Origin of the sequence: Pseudomonas sp. AN-1 (assembly GCF_034057115.1) — a bacterium.
Lineage (GTDB): Bacteria > Pseudomonadota > Gammaproteobacteria > Pseudomonadales > Pseudomonadaceae > Geopseudomonas.
Map to the genome: position 1 here is coordinate 2,878,778 of NZ_CP139195.1, position 25,157 is coordinate 2,903,934.

The following is a 25,157-nucleotide window of genomic DNA, read 5'->3' on the forward strand; positions in this document are numbered from 1 at the left end:
CGGACGCTAGCCACCGCCGATGGCATGCACCACCTCGACCCGGTCGCCGTCGCCGAGCCGGGTGACGGCGTGCTGGCTGCGCGGCACGATATCGAGGTTGAGCTCGACCGCCACGCGCTTGCCGGCCAGGTCGAGGTGGCTCAGCAGGTCGGCGACGGACAGGCCGTCGGGCAGATCGAGAGCTTCGCCATTCAGCTGAATGCGCATGGGTATCCGCTCGCAAACTCAGGGAAAGCCGGCATTCTAGCGCCGATCGCAGGGGATGACCAAGGCGCCGGCCAGGCGGCTCAGCCGGCCTGCGGCCGGGCCCGCCAGGCGGCCAGCGCCAGGCACAGCCAGCCGGCGAGGAAGCAGACGCCGCCCAGCGGGGTGACCATGCCGACCCTGAGGCCGCTCAGGGTCAGCAGGTACAGGCTGCCGGAGAACAGCAGGATGCCGGCGGCAAACAGGCCGCCGGACGCCGCCAGCAGGCGCGAGCGCCAGTGCAGGGCGAGCGCGCCGACGCCGAGCAGGGCCAGGGCGTGGACCAGCTGGTAGAGCACCCCGGTCTGGAATACCGCCAGGTACTCGGGGCTGAGACGGCCACGCAGGCCATGGGCGGCGAAGGCGCCGAGGCCGACCCCGGCGAGACCGAAGACGGCGGCGAACAGGACGAACAGGCGGGACATGGCAGGCTTCCGGCGGGGGCGACAGCGGCACATGATCGCCGCCCCCGCCGGCGCTGGCAAACCCGCCGGCGCGACGGACTGCCGGCAGCGCTGCGGGCGGGCCGCTATACTGGCGCCTTCGTCCGCCCTGCCCCGGTCCGCCATGCGTCGCCTCCCGCTCCGCCGCCTGTCCGCCCTCGCCGCCCGCACACTGCTCGGCGCCCTGCTCGCCAGCGTCCTCGTCGTGCTGCTGCTGCGCTGGCTGCCGCCGCCGGGCACGGCGCTGATGGTCGAGCGCAAGCTGGAATCGTGGTTCACGGGCGAGCCGATCGACCTGCAGCGCACCTGGCGGCCGTGGACCGAGCTGCCGGACGACCTCAAGGTGGCGGTGATCGCCGCCGAGGACCAGAAGTTCGCCGAGCACTGGGGCTTCGACACGGCCGCGATCCGCGCCGCCCTGGCGCACAACGAGCGCGGCGGCAGCCTGCGCGGCGCCAGCACGCTCAGCCAGCAGGTGGCCAAGAACCTGTTCCTGTGGTCCGGGCGCAGCTGGCTGCGCAAGGGCCTGGAGGCCTGGTTCACCCTGCTGATCGAGACCCTGTGGCCCAAGCAGCGCATCCTCGAGGTCTACCTCAACAGCGCCGAGTGGGGCAACGGCGTGTTCGGCGCCGAGGCGGCGGCGCGCCACCACTTCGGCCGGGGCGCCCCCTACCTGTCGCGCCAGCAGGCCAGCCTGCTCGCCGCCGTGCTGCCCAGCCCGCGCACCTGGAGCGCCGGCCGGCCGAGCGCCTACGTCAGCCGCCGGGCGAACTGGATCCGCCAGCAGATGTGGCAGCTGGGCGGCAGCCACTACCTCCAGCGTCTGTAGCGCGCAGAAACGCGAAAGCCGCACCCGGGGATGCGGCTTTCGCGTTGCGCGGCGCTTGCCGGTCAGGCCAGCAGGCGCCCCTTGAGCTTGGTCATGGCGTTCTTCTCCAGCTGGCGGATGCGCTCGGCGGAGACGTTGTACTTGGCCGCCAGCTCGTGCAGCGTGGCCTTCTCCTCGGCCAGCCAGCGCTGGTGGAGGATGTCGCGGCTGCGCTCGTCGAGACCGTCCAGCGCGTCGTGCAGGCTGGCGTTGGCGCTGTCGCTCCAGTCGGCCTCCTCCAGCTGGCGGGCCGGGTCGTAGCGGTTGTCTTCCAGGTAGTGGGCCGGAGCCTGGAAGGCGGTGTCGTCGTCGGCGTCGCTGGCCGGATCGAAGGCCATGTCCTGACCGGTCAGCCGGCTCTCCATCTCGCGCACTTCGCGCGCCTCGACGCCGAGGCTCTCGGCCACTGCCTCGACCTCGGCGTTGCTCAGCCAGGCCAGGCGCTTCTTCTGGCTGCGCAGGTTGAAGAACAGCTTGCGCTGCGCCTTGGTGGTGGCGACCTTGACGATGCGCCAGTTGCGCAGGATGAACTCGTGGATCTCGGCGCGAATCCAGTGCACGGCGAAGGACACCAGGCGCACGCCCATTTCCGGGTTGAAGCGCTTGACCGCCTTCATCAGGCCGACGTTGCCTTCCTGGATCAGGTCGGCCTGGGCCAGGCCGTAGCCGGAGTAGCTGCGGGCGATGTGCACGACGAAGCGCAGGTGCGCGAGCACCATCTGCCGCGCAGCCTCGAGATCCTGCTCGTAGTACAGACGCCCGGCCAGCTCGCGCTCCTGCTCGGCCGACAGCAACGGGATGCTGTTGACCGAATGCACGTAGGCCTCCAGGTTGGCGCCGGGAGCCAGGGCATAGACAGGCTGCAGAGAGGTGGACATGGACATCCTCCAGGTTACCGAATCGGCTGGTGACTATAGCACTGTGCCGATAAGACTGTGAATGCCCGCGAAAAGTTCCCTTACAAGCCGGAAAACCCTTACAAAACAATAACTTACAACGGAGTAACGACGCTTCGTCTCACTGCGGGGCGAGCTGGCGCAGGTGGCGCGCCACCGCCAGCCAGGCACCGACCCAGCCGAGCAGCAATGCACCGACCAGCAACGACAGGCCGTCCTCGGCCGGCACGCCGCCGAGGGCGAAGTCGCTGTCGTACAGCCCGGCCAGGCCGACCACCGACTGGTTCAGCCAGTTCAGCCCGTACTCCAGCACGCCCCAGGCCAGCAGGCCGGCGCCGATGCCGTAGAAGGCGCCGGTGTACAGGAACGGCCGGCGCACGTAGCCGTCGGTGCCGCCGACCAGCTTGATCACCTCGATCTCGGCGCGGCGGTTCTCGATGTGCAGGCGGATGGTGTTGCCGATCACCAGCAGCAGGGCGAGGATCAGCACCACGGCCAGACCGAAGATGAAGCGCTCGCCGAGGTGGAGGATGGCGCCCAAGCGCTCGACCCACAGCAGGTCGAGCTGCGCCTGCTCGACGCCGGGCAGCTCCGCCAGGCGCGCGCGCAGTGCCTCCAGGCCGGCCTTGTCGACCTCCTGCGGGGTGACCAGCACCACCGCCGGCAGCGGGTTGTCCGGCAGTTCCCTGAGCGCATCGCCGAGGCCGGAGTGCTGCTGCAGCTGCTCGAGCCCCTGCTCGCGGCTGATCCACTCGGCGGCGAGCACGCCGTCCATCCCGGCGATCTGCTCGCGCAGCGCCTGGCCTTCGACGTCGGCCACCTCCAGGTCGAGGAACACCGAGATCTGCGCGGCGCGCTGCCAGGAGCCGCCGAGGCGCTCGACGCTGTCCAGCAGCAGGGACAGGCCCATCGGCAGCGCCAGGGCGATGCCCATCACCAGGCAGGTGAGGAAGCTGCCGAACGGCTGGCGGGCCAGGCGACGCAGGCTGTCGGCCAGGCTGGCGCGATGACTGTCCAGGTAGGCACGCAGCAGGCCACCCCAGTCGGTGGTCTCGGCCTCCTGCAGGCGGCGCTGGCGCTGCTCCGGGGCGCCTTCCTCGGCGCCGCGCGGCAGTTGCTTGCTGGCCCCCATCAGCCCGGCTCCCCGTCGCCGATCAGGCGACCGCGTTGCAGGGTCAGCAGGCGATGGCGCATGCGCGCGATCAGGGCAAGGTCATGGCTGGCGATCAGCACGGTGGTCCCCATACGGTTGATGTCCTCGAACACGCCCATGATCTCGGCCGCCAGGCGCGGGTCGAGGTTGCCGGTGGGCTCGTCGGCGAGCAGCAGGGCCGGCTGGTGCACCACCGCACGGGCGATGCCGACGCGCTGCTGCTGGCCGCTGGACAGGTCGGCGGGCAGCGCCTCGCCCATGTCCTTCAGCGATACCCGCTCCAGCGCCTCGCCGACCCGCTGCTCGATCTCGGCGCGCGGCAGGCCGAGGATCTGCAGCGGCAGGGCGACGTTGTCGAACACGCTGCGGTCGAACAGCAGGTGGTGGTTCTGGAACACCACGCCGATCTGCCGGCGCAGGAAGGGAATCTCGGAATTGCCGATGGCGCCGATGTCCTGGCCGGCCAGCAGCAGCTTGCCGCTGGTCGGCCGCTCCAGCGCCAGCAGCAGGCGCAGCAGGGTGCTCTTGCCGGCTCCCGAGTGCCCGGTAACGAAGAGGAACTCGCCGCGCCGGGCGCGGAAGCTCAGTTCGTGCAGGCCGACGTGGCCGTTGGGATACCGCTTGCCCACCTGCTCGAAACGGATCATGCGCTCTCCTGTCCTGCGAACAGCGCCTTGACGAAGGCCTCGGCCTCGAACGGACGCAGGTCGTCGATGCCCTCGCCGACGCCAACGTAGCGGATCGGCAGCGCCATCTGCTTGGCCAGGGCGAAGATCACCCCGCCCTTGGCGGTGCCGTCCAGCTTGGTCAGCGCCAGGCCACTGAGGCTGACCGCCTGGTGGAACAGGCGCGCCTGGCTGAGGGCGTTCTGTCCGGTGCCGGCATCCAGCACCAGCAGGGTCTCGTGCGGCGCGCTCTCGTCGAGCTTGCCGATCACCCGACGGACCTTCTTCAGCTCCTCCATCAGGTTGTCCTTGGTGTGCAGGCGGCCGGCGGTGTCGGCGATCAGCACGTCGATGCCGCGCGCCTGGGCGGCCTGCACCGCGTCGAAGATCACCGAGGCGGAATCGGCGCCGGTGTGCTGGGCGATCACCGGGATGCCGTTGCGCTCGCCCCACACCTGCAGCTGCTCGACGGCGGCGGCGCGGAAGGTGTCGCCGGCGGCGAGCATGACCTTCTTGCCCTCGTCCTGCAGCTTCTTGGCCAGCTTGCCGATGGTGGTGGTCTTGCCGGCGCCGTTCACGCCGACCACCAGGATCACGTAGGGCTTGCGGCCGGCCTCGATCGCCAGCGGCTGCTCGACCGGGCGCAGGATGGCGGCCAGCTCCTCCTGCAGCGCCTGGTACAGCGCGTCGCTGTCGGCCAGCTCCTTGCGCGACACGCGCCTGGTCAGGCTCTGCATGATCGCGCTGGTCGCCTCGACGCCGACGTCGGCGGTCAGCAGGCGGGTCTCCAGCTCGTCGAGCAGGTCGTCGTCGATGGCCTTCTTGCCGAGGAACAGGCTGGCCATGCCCTCGCCGATGCTGGCGCTGGTCTTGGCCAGGCCCTGCTTGAGACGGGCGAAGAAGCCGAGCTTGGCAGGCTTCTCCGCGGCCACCGGGGCCGCGGCCACGGGCTCCGCCAGCGGCTCGGGCCTGGCAGCGGGTGCCGGCGGCGGCACGGCAACCGGGGCGGACGGGGCGGCGACCGGGGCTTCGGCCTGGACCGGAGCCACGCTGGGGGAGGCGGCCGGCTCGGCTGCGGTCACTGCCGCTGCGGGCTCAGACGCCGGCACCGCCCCCGACGGCTCAGCTGCAGCCGGCTCGAGTTCGGCCACCGGCTGCTCGACGGCCTCAGGTTGCGCCTTCTTGCGGAACCAGCCGAACAGGCCTTTCTTTTCTCCGGCATCCGGAGTCTTCTTGTCGTCTTTGGAACCAAACATGGACGGCTTGCATCTCAAGTGGGCGGCTGCGCACTGACGTGGCCGCCAGGAAATCGGTTGGGTATCCTAGCACCTCCTCGCCCGCCGGCGCCAAAACCGGCCGGCAGTCTGACAGGTCACTGATGATGAACGCATTCACACGCCGCCTAGCCGGCTTGTTGCTGGTTGCCCTGGGCCTGCCGCCGGCCGCCCAGGCCGCCGTGCCGCAGCCGACCCACCAGTTCCGCCTGGACAACGGCCTGACCGTGATCGTGCGCGAGGACCACCGCGCCCCGGTGGTGGTGTCCCAGCTGTGGTACCAGGTCGGCTCCAGCTACGAGCGCCCCGGTTTCACCGGCCTGTCCCACGCCCTCGAGCACATGATGTTCAAGGGCAGCAGCAAGCTCGGCCCCGGCGAATCCTCGCGCATCCTGCGCGAGCTGGGCGCCGAGGAGAACGCCTTCACCAGCGACGACTACACCGCCTACTACCAGGTACTGGCGCGCGACCGCCTGGAAGTCGCCCTGGAAATGGAAGCCGACCGCCTGGCTGGCCTGCGCCTGCCGGCCGACGAGTTCGCCCGCGAGATCGAGGTGATCAAGGAGGAGCGCCGCCTGCGCACCGAGGACAACCCCGCCTCGCTGGCCTTCGAGCGCTTCAAGACCGCCGCCTACCCGGCCACTGGCTACCGCAACCCGACCATCGGCTGGATGAGCGATCTCGAGCGCATGTCGGTGGACGACCTGCGCGCCTGGCACAACGACTGGTACAGCCCGAACAACGCCACCCTGGTGGTGGTCGGCGACGTCACCGCCGACGAGGTGAAGACCCTCGCCCAGCGCCACTTCGCCGCCATCCCGGCGCGCCCGCTGCCGGCCGCCAAGGCGCCGCTGGAACTGCCGGCCCTCGGCGAGCGGCGTCTGACCCTGCGGGTCAAGACCCAGCTGCCCAGCCTGCTGATGGGCTTCAACGTGCCGGGCCTGGCCAGCAGCGACAACCCGCGCGAAGTGCATGCCCTGCGCCTGATCGCCGCGCTGCTCGACGGCGGCTACAGCGCGCGCCTGTCCAGCCGCCTGGAGCGCGAGCAGGAACTGGTGACCGGCGCCTCGGCCTGGTACAACCCCTTCACCCGCGGCGACAGCCTGTTCGTGCTGTCGGCGCGGCCCAACGTGCAGCAGGGCAAGACCCTCGAACAGGTCGAGGTCGGTCTGTGGCAGGAGCTGGAGACCCTCAAGACCCAGGCGCCGAGCGCCGAGGAGCTGGCACGCGTGCAGGCCCAGGTGATCGCCGGCCTGGTCTACGAGCGCGACTCCATCGCCAGCCAGGCCACCAGCATCGGCCAGCTGCAGACCGTCGGCCTGTCCTGGCAACTGCTCGACCAGGATCTCGAAGCCCTCAGGGCGGTCACCCCCGCCGATATCCAGGCCGCCGCGCGGCGCCTGTTCCAGCGCGAACGACTGACCCTGGCCCTGGTGCTGCCGCTGGAGCAGGCCAAGGAGACCCGCCATGAATAAGCGCCACCTGCTGCTGATAGTCGCACTGCTCGGCCTGCTCGGCCTGCTCCTGCTGATCAGCCGCCCGGCGGCCGGACCGGACAGCCCGGCCCCGGCGACGCCCGCCACCGGCAGCGCGCCGGCCGCGGCACCGGCGATCGCCTCGCTGGCCAAGCTCAACGGCCAGGCGCCGGCGCGCCGCGCCCTGGACATCCAGCGCTGGAACACCGCCGAGGGCGCCCGCGTGCTGTTCGTCGAGGCCCGCGAACTGCCGATGTTCGACCTGCGCCTGACCTTCGCCGCCGGCAGCAGCCAGGACGGCGAGCATCCCGGCCTGGCCATGCTGACCAACGCCATGCTCAACGAGGGCATCGAGGGCCAGGACACCACCGCCATCGCCGCCGGCTTCGAGGGCCTCGGCGCCGAGTTCGGCAACGGCGCCTACCGCGACATGGCGGTGGCCTCGCTGCGCAGCCTGTCCGCCGCCGAGCAGCGCGAGCCGGCGCTGGCGCTGTTCGCCCGGGTGGTCGGCGCGCCGACCTTCCCGGAAGGCGCCCTGGCGCGGCTGAAGAACCAGATCCTCGCCGGCCTCGAGCAGCAGAAGCAGAACCCCGGCAAGCTGGCCAGCATCGCCCTGTTCCAGCAGCTGTACGGTGCGCACCCCTACGCCCGGCCGAGCGACGGCACCCTGGAGAGCATCCCCGCCCTCGACCGCGCGCAGCTGGCCACCTTCCACGCCCGCGCCTACGCCGCCGGCAACGCGGTGATCGCCCTGGTCGGCGACCTCTCCCGCGCCGAGGCCGAAGCGATCGCCGCCCGGCTGTCCGCCGCCCTGCCCAAGGGGCCGGCGCTGCCGCCGCCGCCCGCGCCCGCGGCGCCCGCGGCCAAGCGCCAGCACATCGAGTTCCCCTCGCAGCAGACCCACCTGATGCTCGCCCAGCTCGGCATCGACCGCCGCAACCCGGACCACGCCGCGCTCTACGTCGGCAACCAGATCCTCGGCGGCGGCGGCTTCGGCACCCGGCTGATGGAGGAGGTGCGCGAGAAGCGCGGCCTGACCTACGGCATCTACTCCGGCTTCACCCCGATGCAGGTGGCCGGGCCGTTCATGATCAACGTGCAGACCCGTGCCGAACTGAGCGAGGCCACCCTCGAGCTGGTGCGCTCGCTGGTGCGCGACTTCGTCGCCCAGGGGCCGACCGAGGAGGAACTCAAGCAGGCCAAGCGCGAGCTGGCCGGCAGCTTCCCGCTGTCCACGGCCAGCAACGCCGACATCGTCGGCCAACTGGCCGCCATCGGCTTCTACGACCTGCCGAGCACCCAGCTGGAAGACTTCATGAACCAGGTGCAGCAGCTCAGCGTGGAGCAGGTGCGCGCGGCCATGGCCCGCCACCTCGATGCCGATGCCTTCGTGGTGGTCTCCAGCGGCCCCACCGTCGCGCAGCAGCCGCTGCCGCCTCCCGTCGAACGTCCCGCCGCGCAGAATGCCGGCGTACCGGAGCACTGATGGCCCGTCCCAGCACCAAGCCCGCCCGCAAGCCCTCCGCCAGCCAGCCCCAGGGGCAGGGCCAGCTGCGCATCATCGGCGGCGAGTGGCGCTCGCGGCGCCTGAGCTTCCCCGACGCTCCCGGCCTGCGGCCGACGCCGGATCGCGTGCGCGAGACCCTGTTCAACTGGCTGGCGCCCTACGTGGAAGGCGCCCGCGTGCTCGACCCCTTCGCCGGCAGCGGCGCCCTGCTGCTGGAGGCCCTGTCGCGCGGCGCCAGCCGCGGCCTGGCGCTGGAGCTCAGCCCGGCCGCCGCCAGCGCCCTGCGCGGCAACCTCGAGCTGCTGCGCGCCGGCAACGCCGAGGTGCGCCAGGCCGATGCCCTGCAGCACCTGCAGGGCGCGAGCACCGAGCCCTTCGATCTGGTGTTCCTCGATCCGCCATTCCACAGGGACCTGCTCGCCCCCGCCTGCGCCCAGCTGGAGGGCCGCGGCTGGCTGGCGGCCGACGCCTGGATCTACACGGAAAGCGAGAGCGCGCCCTCGACCCTCGGCCTGCCGGGCAACTGGCGCCTGCACCGCGAGAAGCACACCGGCCAGGTGCACTACGCCCTGTGGCAGCGCCAGCCAGCGACGCCGGACTGACTCCCGCGGCGAAAAACCGTCGATTTCGTCACACAGCAAACTGTCGACCCCATCACATTGCTGCAAAACCGACAAGCCGAACGGTATCCTAGGCACCGTCGTCCGCCCGCCTCCCTGCCCTCCCGCGGCGGACAAGGAGCCCCATGCCCGCCCCCCGCGATGCCACGTCCGGCCGCTGCCAACGCCGCTGCCAGCTGCTGCTGTGCGGCCTGCTGACCCTGACCGGCCTGGCCCTGACCGCGCTGCTCACCCGCCAGCTGTGGCACGACAGCCAGGCCCTGCACCGCCAGCAGTTCGAGCACCAGGCCGAGGAGCACTTCAACCGCCTGGAGGAACGCCTGCAGGTGCGCCAGCGCGACCTCGACAGCGTGCGCCGCTTCTTCGAAAGCTCGGGCGAAGTGACCCGCAGCGAGTTCGAGCAGTTCGTCCGTCCGCTGCTGGACGACCATCTGGTGCTGTCCTGGGCGCCGCTACTGCCGATCGACGCCGAGCGGCGCGAGGAGCAGCTGGAAGCCTTCGCCCGCCGCGCCGAAACCCAGGTCGGCAGCCGCTTCCAGCTGCGCGAGGCCGATGCCGCCGGCCAGCTGCATCCGCTGCAGCCCCGCGAGCGCTACCTCCCGCTGCTGTTCAGCCTGTCGCGCAGCGTCAGCGATCTGCCGCTGGGCCAGGACATGGCCTCGCCCGGCCCCCGCGGCGAAGCCCTGGAGCAGGCCCTGCGCGACGACCGCATCAGCCGCAGCGCCATCCTGCGCTTCACCAGCGGCGCCGAAAGCGACCGCCTCGGCCTGCTGCTGGTCGCCCCGGTACGCGACGCCGCCATCCTCCAGCACGCCGGACGGAACGAAGCGCCGCTGCGCGGCGCACTGTTCAGCTCGATCAGCCTGCACCAGCTGCTGGAGCAAGGGCAGACCGTACAGACCCTGAGCAACCTGGCCCTGGAGCTGCACGACCTCGGCCAGCCCGGCAGCGCACCGCTGTACCGCCTGGGCACCCCGGCGCCGGACAGCACGCTGCAGGCCAGCCGCGACCTGCGCGCCGCGCGCCACCACTACCGCCTGCTGCTCCGCCCCACCGCCAGCTTCCTGGCCCAGCACCCGCTCCTGCCCGTCTGGAGCGTCGCCATGCCGGGCGTAGCGCTCAGCCTGCTGCTCGGCACCCTGCTGTTCGTCCTGCTCAGCCAGCGCCAGCGCGCCCTGGCGCTGGTCGAGCGGCGCACCACCGAGCTGCAGGAAAGCCGCGAGGCGCTGCGCATCAGCGAGGAACGCTGGACCCTGGCCCTCGACGGCATCGGCGACGGGGTGTGGGACTGGGACCTGATCCGCGACCGCATCTACTTCTCGCCGATGTGGAAGTCCCTGCTCGGCCACGCCGAGGACGAGATCGGCGACACGCCCGAGGAATGGCGCGGCCGCCTGCACCCGGAAGACGCCGCGCGCTGCCAGCAGGCCCTGCACGAGCACCTGGCCGGGCGCACGCCCATGTACCGCTGCGAGAAGCGCCTGCGCCGCAAGGACGGCAGCTGGCTGTGGCTGCTGGCGCGCGGCAAGGTGGTCGAACGCCTGCCCGACGGCCAGCCTGCACGGATCATCGGCACCCACGTCGACATCTCGGTACGCAAGGCGCTGGAGCTGGAGCTGCGCCAGAGCCACGCGCGCCTGCAGGGGCTGCTCGAGGCCGCTACCCAGGTGGCGATCATCGGCGTCACCGCCGACGGCCGCATCCGCACCTTCAACACCGGCGCCGAGCGCCTGCTGGGCCACGAGCGCGGCAGCCTGCATGGCCAGCTCCTCGACCCGCTGCTCGACGCCCCGCGACTGGCCGCCGCCGCCGGCCTGGCGGAGGTCCCCGACAGCGCCCCGGCGCTGCTCGCCGCCCTGCTCGCGCCCCGCCAGCACCGCGAGCTGGACACCGTGCTGCTGCACCGCAACCGCGAGCCGCTGCACGTCACCCTGATGCTGTCGGCCATCCTCGAAGCCGACGGACGGCTCGGCGGCTACCTGCTGATCGCCCTCGACATCGGCGAGCGCCTGCGCACCCGCCAGGCCCTGGAGGAGCGCAGCCGCCTGCTGGAGAAGCTCGGCGCGCAGATCCCCGGCACCATCTACCAGTACCGTCTGTACCCCGACGGGCGCGGCTGCTTCCCCTACGCCAGCGCCGGCATCCGCGAGGTCTACGAGGTCACGCCGGAGGAGGTACGCAGCGAGGCCGGCCCGGCGATCCAGCGCATCCACCCCGAGGACCGCGAGCGGGTCATCGACTCGATCCGCCAGTCGGCACTGACCCTCACCCGCTGGCAGCAGGACTACCGCGTGCAGCTGCCGCAGCGCGGCCAGCGCTGGCTGCACGGCGAGGCGATGCCGGAGCCGCTGGCCGACGGTTCGGTGCTCTGGCACGGTTTCATCACCGACATCAGCAGCCTCAAGCAGGTGGAGGAAGAGCTGCGCACCCTGACCATCACCGACCCGCTGACCGGCATCCACAACCGTCGCTACTTCCTCGACCAGCTCGCCGGCGAGCTGGAACGGCGCAGCCGCACCCGGCGCCCGCTCAGCCTGATCATGCTGGACATCGACCATTTCAAGTGGATCAACGACGGCTTCGGCCACGACGCCGGCGATCGCGTGCTCCAGGAACTGTGCCGGCGCATCGGCGCGCGCCTGCGGCGCATCGACAGCCTCTGCCGCCTGGGCGGCGAGGAGTTCATCGTCATCTGCCCGGAGACCGACGCCGACCAGGCGAGCCACCTGGCCGAGAGCCTGCGCCGGCTGCTGCAGGACAGCCCCTTCGCCGAAGTCGGCCGGGTCACCGCCAGTTTCGGGGTCAGCAGCGCGCGCCCCGGCGACAGCCGCGAGAGCCTGCTGCAGCGCGCCGACCAGGCGCTGTATGCGGCCAAGAACGGCGGTCGCAACCGGGTGTGCAGCGAGGCCGAGGCGGTGCCCGCCTGAGCCGGCTTCAGGTTCGGCTTGGCCGCCCGGTGGGCGCTGCGCTACCATCCGGGCCTCCGACGCTCCCTGCCAACAGGACAACAGGATGAACCGAGCGCTTTACCCGGGCACTTTCGACCCCATCACCAAAGGTCACAGCGACCTGCTCGAGCGCGCCGCGCGGCTGTTCGACGAGGTGATCATCGCCGTGGCGGCCAGCCCGAAGAAGAACCCGCTGTTCAGCCTGGACAAGCGCGTCGAGCTGGCCGAGGCAGTCAGCGCCCATCTACCCAACGTGCGGGTGATCGGCTTCTCCAACCTGCTCGCCCAGTTCGCCCAGCAGCAACAGGCCAACATCCTGATCCGCGGCCTGCGCGCGGTGTCGGACTTCGAGTACGAGTTCCAGCTGGCCAACATGAACCGCCAGCTGGCGCCGCAGGTGGAGAGCCTGTTCCTCACCCCCTCGGAACAGTACTCCTACATCTCTTCGACCCTGGTGCGGGAAATCGCCGCGCTCGGCGGCGACATCGGCAAGTTCGTCCACCCGGTGGTCGCCCAGGCCCTGCGCGAGCGCTTCGCCGGCTGACGCGGCGGGTGCGGCGCGCCTGCGCTTGCGGCACAATAAAGATCGTTGACTGTACCTGCTCCTGGAGTTGCCCCATGTCCCTTATGATCACCGACGACTGCATCAACTGCGACGTCTGCGAACCGGAGTGCCCGAACGGCGCCATTTCCCAAGGGGAGGAGATCTACGAGATCGACCCCAACCTGTGCACCGAATGCGTCGGCCACTACGACGAACCGCAGTGCCAGCAGGTCTGCCCGGTGGACTGCATCCCGCTCGACCCCAACCACGCGGAAACCCGCGACGAGCTGATGCAGAAGTACCTGATCATCAGCGGCAAGGCCTGATCCCCCGCCCCCCCCGCTGTCGACCGACGCCGGCCCCTGTGGGCCGGCGTTTTCATTTGCTCTCCAGCTGGATCAGCGGCTCGTCGCTCTCGCTGCGGAACGGCAGCTGCGGCATCACCTCGCGGCCGTCGCCGAGGCCGAGCAGCAGCACGTTGCGCAGGCTCTGGCCGATGCGGCTGGCGTAGCCCAGGTCGTTCATCAGCGAACTGGCGCGCAGGCCGTCCAGGCGCTGCTCGCGCACCGCGGCGAACAGCCGCTCGCGGAAGGCCGTGTCGAAGCTCGCCGCCTGATTGTCGAACAGATCCAGGCGCGAGCGCAGGGCCTCGGCCGGCAGGTCCAGCAGGCTGATCGCGCGCATCTCGCGCAGCACCCAGAGCAGGTGGCGGCGCAGGTCGGCGTAGGCCGCGCTGACCGCCGGCTCGCCGTTGACCAGCAGGCGGCTGAGGTTCTTCTGCAGGTGCTTGGCGTCCTTCACCGCATCCACCAGCTGCAGCGCCACCAGCTGGCTGGCGATCCAGGCGCGGTTGTGCGCTTCGTCCAGGCTGGCCTCCAGGCGGCCCATGTAGCTCAGCAGGTCGGCATACACGCCCTTGATGTGGCGCTGGTAGAGCTGCTCGGCATCCAGCGCATGCCCGGCCATCTGCGCCGAACTGCGCAACACCGTGTCGTCGATCTGCCGGCTGTTCAGCTGGTCGACCGGCAGGTACAGGGCGTGGCAGATCACTTCCAGGCTCAGGCGCGCCAGGTGCTGCAGCTCGCGGGCCACCGCCTGCACCGCGGCCCCCGCCGAGCCCAGGGCGTTCTCGTCCAGATAGCGGGCGCGGGTCTGCGGCAGCGCCTGCGGGGCCTGGCCGTTGCCCACCTCGGCGATCAGCACGTGCGGCTCGGCCGGCTCGGGCAGCAGGCGCTCCAGCCAGAGCGCCAGGCGGCCGTGCCAGGGTATGAACAGCAGCAGGCCCAGGCCGTTGAACAGGCTGTGGAACAGCGCCAGCTCGAGCAGCGCATTGCCGGCGAAGCCCAGGCGCTCCGCCAGCAGCAGTACCAGCGCCGTCAGCGGCTGCAGGAACAGCAGGGCGAGCAGCGCGAGCGACCAGTTGAAGATCACGTTGGCCAGCGCCAGCCGCTGGCCGGCGCGGGCGCCGCCCAGCGAACCGATGACTGCGGTCAGCACGCCGCCGACATTGGTGCCGATGGCCAGGGCGAAGCCCTGGCTGGAGTCGATCTGCCCCGAGGCCAGCGCGGTCAGCACCAGCATCAGGCTGGCGTGGCTGGACTGCACCACCGCGGTGACCAGCGCGCCGATGCCGGTGAACAGCAGGATGCCGAGCACGCCCTCCACCTTGAAGCGGGCCGGATCGAACATGGCGGTGGCATCGCTGAAGCCGCCCTTCATCAGGTCGATGCCGAGGAACAGGAAGCACACGCCCAGCAGCACCCGCCCGGCGCCCCTGGATCTCGGCCCGTTGAAACCGAGCAGGATGCCGAACACCGCCAGCGGCAGGGCCAGGCTGCCGAGGCTGGCGCTCTGTCCGATCATCGCCAGCAGCCAGATGCCGCTGGTGGTGCCCAGGTTGGCGCCGAAGACGATGCACAGGCCGGCCGCCAGGCCGATCAGCCCGGTGCCGAGGAAGGCGATGGCCAGCAGCGACACCAGGGTGCTCGACTGCACCATGACGGTGGCGAAGATGCCGAAGCCGAGGCTTTTCCAGGCGCGGTCGGTGGCCTTGCCGAGGATGCGCTCCAGCTCGCTGCCGGCCAGCTGGCGCAGCCCTTCCTCCAGGCACTGCATGCCGAACAGGAACAGCGCCAGGCCGCCGGCCAGGCGAGTCCACCCCGGGCTGAACCAGAACGACACGGCCAGCGCCGCCACCAGCAGCCACAGCGCGGCTGCGTTGAGCTTGTTGTTCTTGTTGATGGACAAGGCTTCTCCCGGGAATCGGCTTGCCGAAGGCGGCATGCTCGGCGAACGGGGGGCGGCAGGCGCCCCGAGACCGGCCAATGGCGGCCGTCGGGCATTCTGCCCGAAATGCGCGGGGAAAGGGGGCGGGGGGGAGAGCGAACGGGCGCCCGGCAGGCGCCCGCGACCGGCTTAGCGGGCGTACTGCTCGTCCGCGGCCCAGGAGCTGGTGCAGCCCAGGCAGCGCACGAAGGCCTCGCGGCCCGGCTCGATCACCAGCGCCTGGCCGGCTTCCTCGACGTTGCCGCCCAGCGCCGAGAACGGCAGGGTCACCACGAAGACTCCCGCACCGATCACCGTGCCGGCGATCAGCAGCGGACGGGCGATCAGCAGGTCGCCGACCATGGAGAAGGCCTTGGGCGCCTCCACGGTGTAGTGCGGGTCGCCGCTGACATTGTCCTGGGTAGCCGACGCGGACAGCGGGAGGGCGGCCAGTCCGGTGGTCAGGATCAGGCCTAGGGCGGTGGAACGGAACAGTTTCATGCGCAGGGTCCTTTTGCCGCGTTGCACGTGGGGATAACTATACCAGCCAATCGTCCGGCGCCAGCGTGAACGCCGTCAATCGCCCGTACCAGGACCGCAAGCGGCGCTCAGCTCTGGCAGCGCGGACAGTACACGCTGGCACGCTGGCCGAGCTTGACCTCGCGCAGGGTGGCGCCGCAGACCTTGCAGAATTCGCCGCCGCGGCCGTAGGCCAGCAGCGTCTGCTGGAAGTAGCCGGGCTTGCCGTCGCCGCCGACGAAATCGCGCAGGGTGGTGCCGCCGCAGTCGATGGCCTGGGCGAGGATGCGCTTGATCTCCTCGGCCAGCTTCAGGTAGCGCGCCCGCGAGATCGAGCCGGCCGCGCGCCGCGGGTCGATGCCGGCGGCGAACAGCGCCTCGGTCGCGTAGATGTTGCCGACGCCGACCACCACCGCGTTGTCCATGATGAACGGCTTGACCGCCACCTGCTTGCCGCGCGACAGCTGGTACAGGCGCTCGCCGTCGAACTCGTCGCCCAGCGGCTCCGGGCCGAGCTTGCGCAGCAGCTCGTGATTGAGCGGGTCGAGGCTCCACAGCAGCGCGCCGAAGCGCCGCGGGTCGGTGTAGCGCAGCGCCAGCCCCGAATCCAGCTCGATGTCGACGTGCTCGTGCCTGGCCGCCGGCAGGCCGGCCTCGATCAGGCGCAGGCTGCCGGACATGCCCAGGTGGCCGATCAGGGTGCCGCACTCGGCCTCGATCAGCAGGTACTTGGCGCGCCGGCCGACCCGCTCGATGCGCTGGCCGGACAGGCGCACGTCGAGATCCTCGGGGATCGGCCAGCGCAGGCGGCGCTCGCGGACGATCACGCGGGTCACGCGGTGGCCCTCCAGATGCGGGGCGATGCCGCGGCGGGTGGTTTCGACTTCGGGCAGTTCGGGCATGGCGGCTGACACGGGCAAAACAGGGGGCGCCAACATAGCAGGATTGCCGGCCCCGCTCACCCTCGCGCGCCCGCCGGCAGGCGCCTGAAGCCCTGCCTTCCGCTATACTCCGCGCTTTTTGCGAGAGTGCCCCATGTCCCTGCCCAGCCTGCGACTGAAAGCCAACGCCGAGCGCCGCCTGCGCGCCGGCCACCTGTGGGTCTACAGCAACGAGGTGGACGTGGCGGCCACCCCGCTCAGCCTGTTCCAGCCGGGCGACCAGGCCATCCTCGAGATGGCGGGCGGCAAGCCGCTGGGCATAGTCGCGATCAGCCCGCAGAACCTGATCTGCGCCCGGCTGATCTCCCGCGACACCAAGCACGTGCTGGACAAGTCGCTGCTGGTGCACCGCATCAACGTCGCCCTGTCCCTGCGCGAGCGCCTGTTCGACGCGCCCTGCTACCGCCTGGTGTACGGCGACTCCGACCTGCTGCCGGGCCTGGTGGTCGACCGCTTCGGCGACCACCTGGTGGTGCAGCTGGCCTCGGCGACCATGGAGCGCCACAAGGACGCCGTGGTCGAGGCGCTGGTGCAGGTGCTCAAGCCGGCCGGCATCCTGTTCAAGAACGACTCCAGCGCCCGCGACGCCGAGGGCCTGCAACGCTACGTGGAAACCGCCTTCGGCGTGATGCCGGAGTGGGTGGCCCTGGAGGAGAACGGCGTGAAGTTCGAGGCGCCGGTGCAGGGCGGCCAGAAGACCGGCTGGTTCTATGACCACCGCCTCAACCGCGCGCGCCTGGCGCCCTACGTCAAGGGCAAGCGCGTGCTCGACCTGTTCAGCTACGTCGGCGGCTGGGGCGTGCAGGCCGCGGTGTTCGGCGCCTCCGAGGTGATGTGCGTGGACGGCTCGGCGCTGGCGCTGGACGGCGTCGAGCGCAACGCCGCGCTGAACGGCGTGGGCGAGAAGATGGCCTGCGTCGAGGGCGACGTGTTCGAGGCGCTCAAGGAGCTGAAGGCCGCCGAGGAGCGCTTCGACGTGATCGTCGCCGACCCGCCCGCCTTCATCAAGCGCAAGAAGGACCTCAAGAACGGCGAAGCCGCCTACCGCCGCCTCAACGAACAGGCCATGCGCCTGCTGAGCAAGGACGGCATCCTGGTCAGCGCCAGCTGCTCGATGCACCTGCCCGAGGACGACCTGCAGAACATCCTGCTCTCCAGCGCCCGTCACCTCGACCGCCACATCCAGCTGCTCGAGCGCGGCGGCCAGGGCCCGGACCACCCGGTGCACCCGGCGATCAACGAGACCCGCTACATCAAGAGCCTGACCTGCCGCATCCTGCCGAACTGAGGCGGCATCCTTCTGGTGCGCACGGCGCACCCTACGCCCGGGCCTGCGTAGGGTGCGCCGCGCGCACCCCATCCGCCCCGCTGCACCCGCCCGCCAATCGCTGGTATTCTGGAAAGCTCAGTATCCGCCTGCATTCCGGGAACCCGCCATGCCTGACTATCGCTCGAAAACCTCCACCTTCGGCCGCAACATGGCCGGCGCCCGCGCGCTGTGGCGCGCCACCGGGATGAAGGACGAGGACTTCAAGAAGCCGATCATCGCCGTCGCCAACTCCTTCACCCAGTTCGTGCCCGGCCACGTGCACCTGAAGGACCTCGGTCAGTTGGTCGCCCGCGAGATCGAGAAGGCCGGCGGCGTGGCCAAGGAATTCGACACCATCGCCGTCGACGACGGCATCGCCATGGGCCACGACGGCATGCTCTACTCGCTGCCGAGCCGCGAGATCATCGCCGACTCCGTCGAGTACATGGTCAACGCCCACTGCGCCGACGCCCTGGTGTGCATCTCCAACTGCGACAAGATCACCCCCGGCATGCTGATGGCCGCCCTGCGCCTGAACATCCCGGTGGTGTTCGTCTCCGGCGGGCCGATGGAAGCCGGCAAGACCAAGCTGGCCAGCCACGGCCTCGACCTGGTCGACGCCATGGTCGCCGCCGCCGACGACTCCTGCTCCGACGAGACCGTCGCCGAGTACGAGCGCAGCGCCTGCCCGACCTGCGGCAGCTGCTCGGGCATGTTCACCGCCAACTCGATGAACTGCCTGACCGAGGCCCTCGGCCTGTCGCTGCCGGGCAACGGCACCACCCTGGCCACCCACAGCGATCGCGAGCAGCTGTTCCTGCGCGCCGGCCGCCTGATCGTCGAGCTGTGCCAGCGCTACTACGGCGAGGGCGACGAGTCGGTGCTGCCGCGCTCGATCGCCAGCTTCAAGGCGTTCGAGAACGCCATGACCCTGGACATCGCCATGGGCGGCTCGACCAACACCATCCTGCACCTCTTGGCCGCCGCCCAGGAGGCCGAGGTCGACTTCAACCTGCGCCACATCGACCAGCTGTCGCGTCGCGTGCCGCAGCTGTGCAAGGTCGCACCGAACATCCAGAAGTACCACATGGAGGACGTGCACCGCGCCGGCGGCATCATCAGCATCCTCGGCGAGCTGGCCCGCGGCGGCCTGCTGCACACCGACGTGCCGACCGTGCACAGCCCGACCATGGCCGACGCCATCGCCGCCTGGGACATCACCCAGACCGACGACGAGGCCGTGCACACCTTCTTCAAGGCGGGCCCGGCCGGCATCCCCAGCCAGACCGCGTTCAGCCAGAGCACCCGCTGGCCGAGCCTGGACACCGACCGCTTCGAGGGCTGCATCCGCAGCGTGGCGAACGCCTACTCCCAGGAAGGCGGCCTGGCCGTGCTGTACGGCAACATCGCCCTGGACGGCTGCGTGGTGAAGACCGCCGGCGTCGACGAGTCGATCCACGTGTTCGAGGGCACCGCGCGCATCTACGAGAGCCAGGACGCCGCGGTGAAGGGCATCCTCGCCGACGAGGTGAAGCCGGGCGACATCGTGGTGATCCGCTACGAAGGTCCGAAGGGCGGTCCGGGCATGCAGGAAATGCTCTACCCGACCAGCTACCTGAAGTCCAAGGGCCTGGGCAAGCAGTGCGCCCTGCTCACCGACGGCCGCTTCTCCGGCGGCACCTCAGGCCTGTCGATCGGCCACGTCTCGCCGGAAGCCGCCGCCGGCGGCGCCATCGGCCTGGTCGAGGAAGGCGACAAGATCCTCATCGACATCCCCAACCGCAGCATCAGCCTGCTGGTCGGCGACGACGAACTGAAGGCCCGCCGCCTGCACCAGGACCACAAGGGCTGGAAGCCGGCCGCGCCGCGCGCGCGCAAGGTCAGCACCGCGCTGAAGGCCTACGCCCTGCTCGCCACCAGCGCCGACAAGGGCGCGGTGCGCAACAAGGCGCTGCTGGAGGACTGAGTCCGCCCCGGAGCCACGACGAACGCCCCGCCCTGCGGGGCGTTCTTCTTTGCGTGCCCGCTCAGGGCGCCAGGTACGACGAGCGGGTCAGCCCCAGGCGCAGGGCGTCGAGGAAGCGTGCGCGCTCGGCGGCGGACAGGCTGGCCACGGCGACCTTCTCGCGGTACAGCGACATCAGCTCGGCCGGCTCCAGGTGCACGTAGCGCAGCAGGTCCTCGATGGTGTCGTGGGTCTCGATGCCGGCGTGGAACACGCTGCCATCCGGGCGCTGGTAGACGTTCACCGAGTCGGTGTCGCCGAACAGGTTGTGCATGTCGCCGAGGATCTCCTGGTAGGCGCCGACCAGGAACACGCCGAGCAGGTAGTCCTCGCCCTCGCGCAGCGCATGCACCGGCAGGCTGGTCTCGATGCTCTGCTCGTCGACGTACTGGCGGATCTTGCCGTCGGAGTCGCAGGTCAGGTCCTGCAGCACCGCGCGGCGGGTCGGCTGCTCGTCGAGGCGCTGCAGCGGCGCGATCGGCAGGATCTGCTCGATGGCCCAGGTGTCGGGCAGGCTCTGGAACACCGAGAAGTTGCAGATGTACTTGTCGGCCAGCTTGTCGTTGAGCTCGTCGATCAGCTGGCGGTGCGAGCGCTGGCGCGCCTGCAGCTGGTCGTACAGGCGCCGGCAGATGGCGAAGTAGCACTGCTCGGCCAGCGCCTTGTCGCGCAGGCCGAGCTTGCCGGCCGAGTACTGCCCGGCCACCTCGCCGATCAGGTGGGTGGCGCGCCAGTAGCTCTCGGCGACCATCTCCGGGTCGCTGTCGCCGAGCAGGTCGAACAGCGCCTGCAGGGTCTCCGGGCGCTCGGCCGCCGGATCGAACTGCGGTGCGCTGTCGTCGTGGCGCTCGACGTCGGTGACCTGCACCACCAGCACCGCGTGGTGCGCGGTCATCGCCCGGCCGCTTTCGGAGAAGATGTGCGGGTGCGGCAGCTCCTGGCGGTCGCAGAACTCGCGGAGCATGTCGACCACGGTGGCGGCGTAGTCGGCCATGTCGTAGTTGATCGAGCTGGCGTTGCGCGAGTGGGTGCCGTCGTAGTCGACGCCCAGGCCGCCGCCGACGTCGACGTGGTCGACCGGCAGGCCGAGGCCGCGCAGCTCGCCGTAGTAGCGGATCGCCTCGCGGAAGCCCTTGCGGTAGTCGGCCAGGTTGGCGATCTGCGAGCCCATGTGGAAGTGCAGCAGGCGGATGCCCTGGTCGAGCCCCGCCGCGCGCAGGCGCTCGACCACGCGCAGGATCTGCGCGGCGGACAGGCCGAACTTGGACTTCTCGCCGCCGGTGTCGGCCCACTTGCTCGAGGCCAGCGAGGACAGCCGCACGCGCAGGCCGATCTGCGGCTGCACGCCGAGGGCGGCGGCCTCCTCGATCAGCAGCGCCACCTCGGACTCCTTCTCGATCACCACGAACAGGTTGTGGCCGAGCTTCTGGCCGATCAGCGCCAGGTGGATGAACTCGCGGTCCTTGTAGCCGTTGCAGACGATGGTGCCGCCCCTGGGCGCCAGCGCCAGCACCGCCATCAGCTCCGGCTTGGAGCCGGCCTCCAGGCCGATGGCGACATCGTCGGTGGCGATGATGTTCTCCACCACCGCCTCCTGCTGGTTGACCTTGATCGGGTACAGCGCGGTGTAGCGGTTCTGATAGCCCTGGCGGGCGATGCTGGCGTCGAAGGCGCCGGTGAGCTGGCGCACGCGGTCCTGGAGGATGCCGGGGAAGCGCACCAGCAGCGGCAGCGACAGGCCGGAGGCGCGCAGCTGGCCGACCAGCGCGTGCAGGTCGATGGGCGCACCGTCGGGGCCCTGCGGGCGCACCTCGACGGTGCCGGCGTCGCTGATCGCGTAGTAGCCGGCGCCCCAGTGGCGGATGCCGTAGACGCGGCGGCTGTCGGCGACGCTCCAGGGGCTCTCGTTGTCCTTGCGGGGGGCTCGGGCCATGCGCGGTTCTCCCTGTGCTGGCGACCGGCACACCGGCCGCGCTGGAAAGATGGCGCCCGCCGAGCGGGCGCGGGGCGGCGCTCAGCCGCCGGATTTCTTCGCCTTGAAGCCGCGCTTCTCCAGCTCGGCGATCAACAGCTCGACGTGCTCGCCCTGGATCTCGATCACCCCGTCCTTGAGGGCGCCGCCGGTGCCGCAGCGCTTCTTCAGTGCGCTGGCCAGCTCCTTGAGCGGCTCGCCGGCCAGCGGCACGCCGCTGATGGTGGTCACCGTCTTGCCGCCGCGCCCCTTGCTCTCGCGGCGCACCCGGGCGATGCCGTCGCCGGCCGGGACCTGCGGCTGGCCGCAGATGCACCCGGCCACCGGCTGGCCGCAGTCCGGGCAGTGGCGGCCGGCGTCGGTGGAGTAGACCAGGCCGCCGAGGGCGGCGAAGGAGGACATCTTCTTGCTCACGCCCGCCCCCTCAACCCTGCTCGAGCAGCTGGCGCAGGTCGATGATCGCCGCGTTGGCGCGCGAGATGTAGTTGGCCATCACCAGCGAGTGGTTGGCCAGCACGCCGAAGCCGTCGCCGTTGAGCACCATCGGGCTCCACAGCGGCTCCTGCGCCGCCTCCAGCTCGCGGATGATCTGCCGCACGCTGACCGTGGCGTTCTTCTTGGCCAGCACGTCGGCGAAGTCGACCTCGATGGCGCGCAGGAAGTGCGACAGCGCCCAGGCCTGACCGCGCGCCTCGTAGAACACGTTGTCGATCTGCAGCCAGGGGGTCTTGACGATTTCCTCGCTGCCGGCGGGGATGGCGCCGCTGACGTCGGTGTTCAGGCGCATCTGGCCGACGCTGGCGGACAGCCGCTGCGACAACGAGCCGAGGCGGGTCTCGACGTCGGTCAGCCAGTTGCGCAGGTTGTCGGCGCGGGCATAGAACTGCGCCTGGGTCTGCGCCGGATCGGACAGGCGCTTCTGGAAGCGGGTCAGCGAACGGATGGCGTCGCGGTATTCCTGCTCGCTGGCCGGCAGTGCCCAGCTGTTGCTGTCGAAGTGCAGCTTCGGCTCGGCCTTGGCCAGGTCGGCATCCTCGGTGGACTGCGACTGCGAGCGGGCGAAGTCCTTGCGCAGGGCGCGGGCCAGGTCGCGCACCTGCACCAGCACGCCGTATTCCCAGTTGGGCATGTTGTCCAGCCACAGGCCGGGCGGCGCGACGTCGTTGGACAGGTAGCCGCCCGGCTTGTCGAGCAGCACGCCGGTCACGTTCTTCAGGGTCTCCACCGTGGTGAAGCCGGGCACCAGCTGTACCTGGGCCTTCTCCGCCGCGGCCTGTGCCTGCTGCTGCACCGGCAGCAGGTCGGGCTCGAGGCTCCAGTACCAGCCCACCACAAGGGCGCCGAGCAGGTAGACGCCGAGCACGCCGCCGACCGCGCGGCTGGCCCAGATGCCGCCGAAGTAGCTGCGCGCGCCCTCCACCGAATCGTCGACGCTGTCGCGCATGGCGCCGACCTTGTTCTTCCAGTCCAGCATGGCTTGGTCCTTACTCCCCGAGAAACGATTTGCGCCGGCGACCCGCTCGCGGGGCCGCAGATTGCCTTGCACTATAAAGCATGGCCGCGCCGCACGTCGGCAGAAAAGCACGGCCATCTGCCGCAGTCCCGCCGCAGCCCCTTTCCGCTATCATGCCGGCGTCCCCGAACGAGAGACCGTGATGCCTCGTCTGCTGCTCCTGCTCCTGCTGCTGTTCACCCTGCCCGCCAGCGCCGGCCTGTTCGACGCCCGCCCCGCCCCCGTGCCGGGCAGCGCGCCGCTGAGCGCACCGCTGAACAACAGCAGCGACTTCCTGCCGGTAGCCGAGGCCTTCCGCCTCAGTCTGGTGGAGGCCGATGACCGGCGGGTGAAGCTGCGCTTCGTCAATGCCGAGGGCTACTACCTGTACCGCCACCGTTTCCAGTTCCGCAGCGAGCCGGACGGCCTGCTCGCCGGCGAGGCACGGTTGCCGGCGGGCCAGGCCAAGCACGACGAGTACTTCGGCGACGTCGAGGTGTACTACGGGGTGACCGACGTCGAGCTGCCGCTGGCCAATCCGTCCGGCCAGCCCTTCACCCTGCGCGTCACCTACCAGGGCTGCGCCGACCAGGGCCTGTGCTACCCGCCGGAAACCGCGACCCTGCAGATCGGCGGCGCAGCGAGCGCCGCCAGCGTGCCGGCGACCACCGCCGCTGCCGGTGTGGCTGCGGCGGGCGCCGCGCCGGCCGCCTGGAACTGGCGCGAGCTGGCGCTGTTCTTCCTCGCCGGCCTCGGCCTGACCTTCACCCCCTGCGTGCTGCCGATGCTGCCGATCCTCTCCGGGGTGGTGCTGCGCGGCCAGGTCGGCGGCATGCGCGGGCTGGTGCTGTCGCTGGCCTACGTGCTGCCGATGGCCGCCTGCTTCGCCGTGCTCGGCGCACTGATGGGGCTGTTCGGCGCCGAGCTCAACCTGCAGGCGCGCCTGCAGTCGCCCTGGGTGCTGGCACCCTTCGCGCTGTTCTTCGCCGCCTTCGCGCTGGCCATGTTCGGCGTCTACGAGCTGCGCCTGCCGGCCTTCGTCCGCGAGCCGCTCGACCGCATGGCCGGCCACGCGCGCGGCGGCTCGATTCTCGGCGCGGCGCTGCTCGGCGTGTTCTCCAGCCTGCTGGTGTCGCCCTGTGTCTCCGCGCCGCTGGCCGGCGCCCTGCTGTACATCAGCGCCAGCGGCGACGCCCTCGGCGGCGGCCTCAAGCTGTTCGCCCTGGGCCTGGGCATGGGCGCGCCGCTGGTGCTGTTCGCCGTGGGCGGCGGTGCCCTGCTGCCGCGCTCGGGGGTGTGGATGACCAGCGTGCGCAACGCCTTCGGCGTGTTGCTGCTGGCCGTGGCGATCTGGCTGCTCGAGCGCGTGCTGCCGGGCCAGCTCAGCCTGGCGCTGTGGGGCCTGCTGGCCGGCGGCGTGGCGCTCAATCTCGGCGCCCTGGAGATGGTGCCCAAGACCCACCGCCAACGCGTCGCCCAGCTGTTCGGCCTGCTCCTGCTGGTCTACGCGCTGACCGCCTGGGTCGGCGCGCTGCGCGGCGAGAGCGACCCGCTGCGCCCGCTCGGTCGTCCGGCGCTGGCCCAGGTCGCTCCGGGGGCCGTCCCGGCCGCCCACGCCGACTGGCAGACCGTCAGCACGCCCGCCGAACTGGACGCCGCCTTCGCCGCGGCGAAAGCCGCCGGCCGGCCGCTGCTGCTCGACTGGTACGCCGACTGGTGCATCAGCTGCAAGGTGATCGAGCGCGAGGTACTCGAGGCGCCGCAGGTCGCCCCGCAGCTGGCCGCCTGGCAGCTGGTGCGCTTCGACATCACCGAAAGCCGCCCCGAGCAGCGCGCCCTGCTCGACCGCTACCGGCTGTTCGGCCCGCCGGCCATCCTGCTGTTCGCCGCCGACGGCAGCGAGTGGCAGGACCTGCGGGTGGTCGGCGAAATCGACGCCGCCGCCTTCGCCGCCCGTCTGGAACAGGCCGCAGCGCGCTTCTGACCGGCCGATTCCGGCCATCGTCAGCCATCTTGCG

22 protein-coding genes are annotated in these 25,157 nt (G+C 70.8%); 10 read left to right on the forward strand and 12 right to left on the reverse strand.

The annotated features are described in order from the left end of the window. Nucleotides 1–6: 6 nt before the first annotated feature. Nucleotides 7–207 (reverse strand): sulfur carrier protein ThiS, encoded by a 201-nt coding sequence (gene thiS / locus SK095_RS13510; protein WP_320546580.1) that lies wholly within the window; start codon nucleotides 205–207, stop codon nucleotides 7–9. An 80-nt stretch (nucleotides 208–287) separates the two neighbouring features. Then, on the reverse strand, nucleotides 288–668 hold the full coding sequence (locus SK095_RS13515) for a DUF423 domain-containing protein (RefSeq protein WP_136490441.1): 381 nt from the start codon (nucleotides 666–668) through the stop codon (nucleotides 288–290). Between the two features lie 142 nt (nucleotides 669–810). On the opposite strand from SK095_RS13515, the gene mtgA reads away from it, so the two are divergent. Beyond that, on the forward strand, nucleotides 811–1,515 hold the full coding sequence (gene mtgA, locus SK095_RS13520; protein WP_136490440.1) for a monofunctional biosynthetic peptidoglycan transglycosylase: 705 nt from the start codon (nucleotides 811–813) through the stop codon (nucleotides 1,513–1,515). 62 nt (nucleotides 1,516–1,577) lie between these two features. Here mtgA and rpoH read toward each other — a convergent pair whose 3' ends face one another. The 4 genes from rpoH to ftsY form a co-directional block, all read right to left on the reverse strand. Then, entirely contained in the window at nucleotides 1,578–2,432 is an 855-nt protein-coding gene (rpoH, locus tag SK095_RS13525) for an RNA polymerase sigma factor RpoH (RefSeq protein ID WP_136490439.1), read from the reverse strand. Between the two features lie 139 nt (nucleotides 2,433–2,571). Next, nucleotides 2,572–3,582 carry a permease-like cell division protein FtsX gene (gene ftsX, locus SK095_RS13530; protein WP_136490438.1) on the reverse strand — a complete coding sequence of 337 codons (1,011 nt, stop codon included), beginning with the start codon at nucleotides 3,580–3,582 and terminating at the stop codon, nucleotides 2,572–2,574. After that, nucleotides 3,582–4,250 (reverse strand): cell division ATP-binding protein FtsE, encoded by a 669-nt coding sequence (ftsE, locus tag SK095_RS13535; protein WP_320546581.1) that lies wholly within the window; start codon nucleotides 4,248–4,250, stop codon nucleotides 3,582–3,584. The genes ftsX and ftsE overlap by 1 nt, the downstream gene beginning before the upstream one ends. Further along, nucleotides 4,247–5,524, reverse strand: coding sequence for a signal recognition particle-docking protein FtsY (ftsY, locus tag SK095_RS13540; protein ID WP_320546582.1), 1,278 nt, complete (start codon nucleotides 5,522–5,524; stop codon nucleotides 4,247–4,249). The genes ftsE and ftsY overlap by 4 nt, the downstream gene beginning before the upstream one ends. 125 nt (nucleotides 5,525–5,649) lie before the next feature. Here ftsY and SK095_RS13545 point away from each other — a divergent pair, with 125 nt between their 5' ends. The 6 genes from SK095_RS13545 (at nucleotide 5,650) to SK095_RS13570 (ending at nucleotide 12,962) form a co-directional block, all read left to right on the forward strand. Further along, the gene (locus SK095_RS13545; protein ID WP_320546583.1) at nucleotides 5,650–7,017 is read left to right on the forward strand and encodes a pitrilysin family protein; all 1,368 of its coding nucleotides are present in this window, start codon (nucleotides 5,650–5,652) and stop codon (nucleotides 7,015–7,017) included. After that, complete coding sequence (locus SK095_RS13550) at nucleotides 7,010–8,503, forward strand: pitrilysin family protein (protein WP_320546584.1); 1,494 nt, start codon at nucleotides 7,010–7,012, stop codon at nucleotides 8,501–8,503. The genes SK095_RS13545 and SK095_RS13550 overlap by 8 nt, the downstream gene beginning before the upstream one ends. Then, the gene (gene rsmD, locus SK095_RS13555) at nucleotides 8,503–9,126 is read left to right on the forward strand and encodes a 16S rRNA (guanine(966)-N(2))-methyltransferase RsmD (RefSeq protein WP_320546585.1); all 624 of its coding nucleotides are present in this window, start codon (nucleotides 8,503–8,505) and stop codon (nucleotides 9,124–9,126) included. The genes SK095_RS13550 and rsmD overlap by 1 nt, the downstream gene beginning before the upstream one ends. Before the next feature lie 143 nt (nucleotides 9,127–9,269). Continuing rightward, nucleotides 9,270–12,071 (forward strand): diguanylate cyclase, encoded by a 2,802-nt coding sequence (locus SK095_RS13560; protein ID WP_320546586.1) that lies wholly within the window; start codon nucleotides 9,270–9,272, stop codon nucleotides 12,069–12,071. Nucleotides 12,072–12,156: 85 nt separating this feature from the next. Then, nucleotides 12,157–12,636, forward strand: coding sequence for a pantetheine-phosphate adenylyltransferase (coaD, locus tag SK095_RS13565; RefSeq protein ID WP_136490975.1), 480 nt, complete (start codon nucleotides 12,157–12,159; stop codon nucleotides 12,634–12,636). A 74-nt stretch (nucleotides 12,637–12,710) separates the two neighbouring features. Beyond that, nucleotides 12,711–12,962 (forward strand): YfhL family 4Fe-4S dicluster ferredoxin, encoded by a 252-nt coding sequence (locus tag SK095_RS13570; RefSeq protein WP_136490974.1) that lies wholly within the window; start codon nucleotides 12,711–12,713, stop codon nucleotides 12,960–12,962. Nucleotides 12,963–13,014: 52 nt separating this feature from the next. On the opposite strand, the gene SK095_RS13575 is transcribed toward SK095_RS13570, so the two are convergent. The 3 genes from SK095_RS13575 to mutM form a co-directional block, all read right to left on the reverse strand. After that, entirely contained in the window at nucleotides 13,015–14,883 is a 1,869-nt protein-coding gene (locus SK095_RS13575) for a Na/Pi symporter (protein ID WP_320546587.1), read from the reverse strand. Nucleotides 14,884–15,051: 168 nt separating this feature from the next. Then, nucleotides 15,052–15,402, reverse strand: coding sequence for a multidrug transporter (locus tag SK095_RS13580; RefSeq protein ID WP_136490972.1), 351 nt, complete (start codon nucleotides 15,400–15,402; stop codon nucleotides 15,052–15,054). Between the two features lie 107 nt (nucleotides 15,403–15,509). Further along, the gene (gene mutM, locus SK095_RS13585; RefSeq protein ID WP_320546588.1) at nucleotides 15,510–16,322 is read right to left on the reverse strand and encodes a bifunctional DNA-formamidopyrimidine glycosylase/DNA-(apurinic or apyrimidinic site) lyase; all 813 of its coding nucleotides are present in this window, start codon (nucleotides 16,320–16,322) and stop codon (nucleotides 15,510–15,512) included. Nucleotides 16,323–16,455: 133 nt separating this feature from the next. Here mutM and SK095_RS13590 point away from each other — a divergent pair, with 133 nt between their 5' ends. Both SK095_RS13590 and ilvD read left to right on the forward strand, forming a co-directional pair. After that, entirely contained in the window at nucleotides 16,456–17,649 is a 1,194-nt protein-coding gene (locus SK095_RS13590; protein ID WP_320546589.1) for a class I SAM-dependent rRNA methyltransferase, read from the forward strand. 148 nt (nucleotides 17,650–17,797) lie between these two features. Further along, nucleotides 17,798–19,636, forward strand: a complete 1,839-nt coding sequence (gene ilvD / locus SK095_RS13595; RefSeq protein ID WP_320546590.1) for a dihydroxy-acid dehydratase — start codon at nucleotides 17,798–17,800, stop codon at nucleotides 19,634–19,636. A gap of 61 nt (nucleotides 19,637–19,697) precedes the next feature. Here the strand turns inward: ilvD and speA are convergent, their stop codons facing one another. From speA to SK095_RS13610, 3 genes are all read right to left on the reverse strand, one after another. Further along, on the reverse strand, nucleotides 19,698–21,608 hold the full coding sequence (speA, locus tag SK095_RS13600) for an arginine decarboxylase (protein WP_320546591.1): 1,911 nt from the start codon (nucleotides 21,606–21,608) through the stop codon (nucleotides 19,698–19,700). A gap of 81 nt (nucleotides 21,609–21,689) precedes the next feature. Beyond that, entirely contained in the window at nucleotides 21,690–22,061 is a 372-nt protein-coding gene (locus SK095_RS13605; RefSeq protein WP_136490966.1) for a translation initiation factor Sui1, read from the reverse strand. Nucleotides 22,062–22,071: 10 nt separating this feature from the next. Next, nucleotides 22,072–23,121 (reverse strand): DUF2333 family protein, encoded by a 1,050-nt coding sequence (locus tag SK095_RS13610; RefSeq protein ID WP_136490965.1) that lies wholly within the window; start codon nucleotides 23,119–23,121, stop codon nucleotides 22,072–22,074. Nucleotides 23,122–23,302: 181 nt separating this feature from the next. On the opposite strand from SK095_RS13610, the gene SK095_RS13615 reads away from it, so the two are divergent. Continuing rightward, nucleotides 23,303–25,123 (forward strand): protein-disulfide reductase DsbD, encoded by a 1,821-nt coding sequence (locus SK095_RS13615; protein WP_320546592.1) that lies wholly within the window; start codon nucleotides 23,303–23,305, stop codon nucleotides 25,121–25,123. Nucleotides 25,124–25,157: the final 34 nt, after the last annotated feature.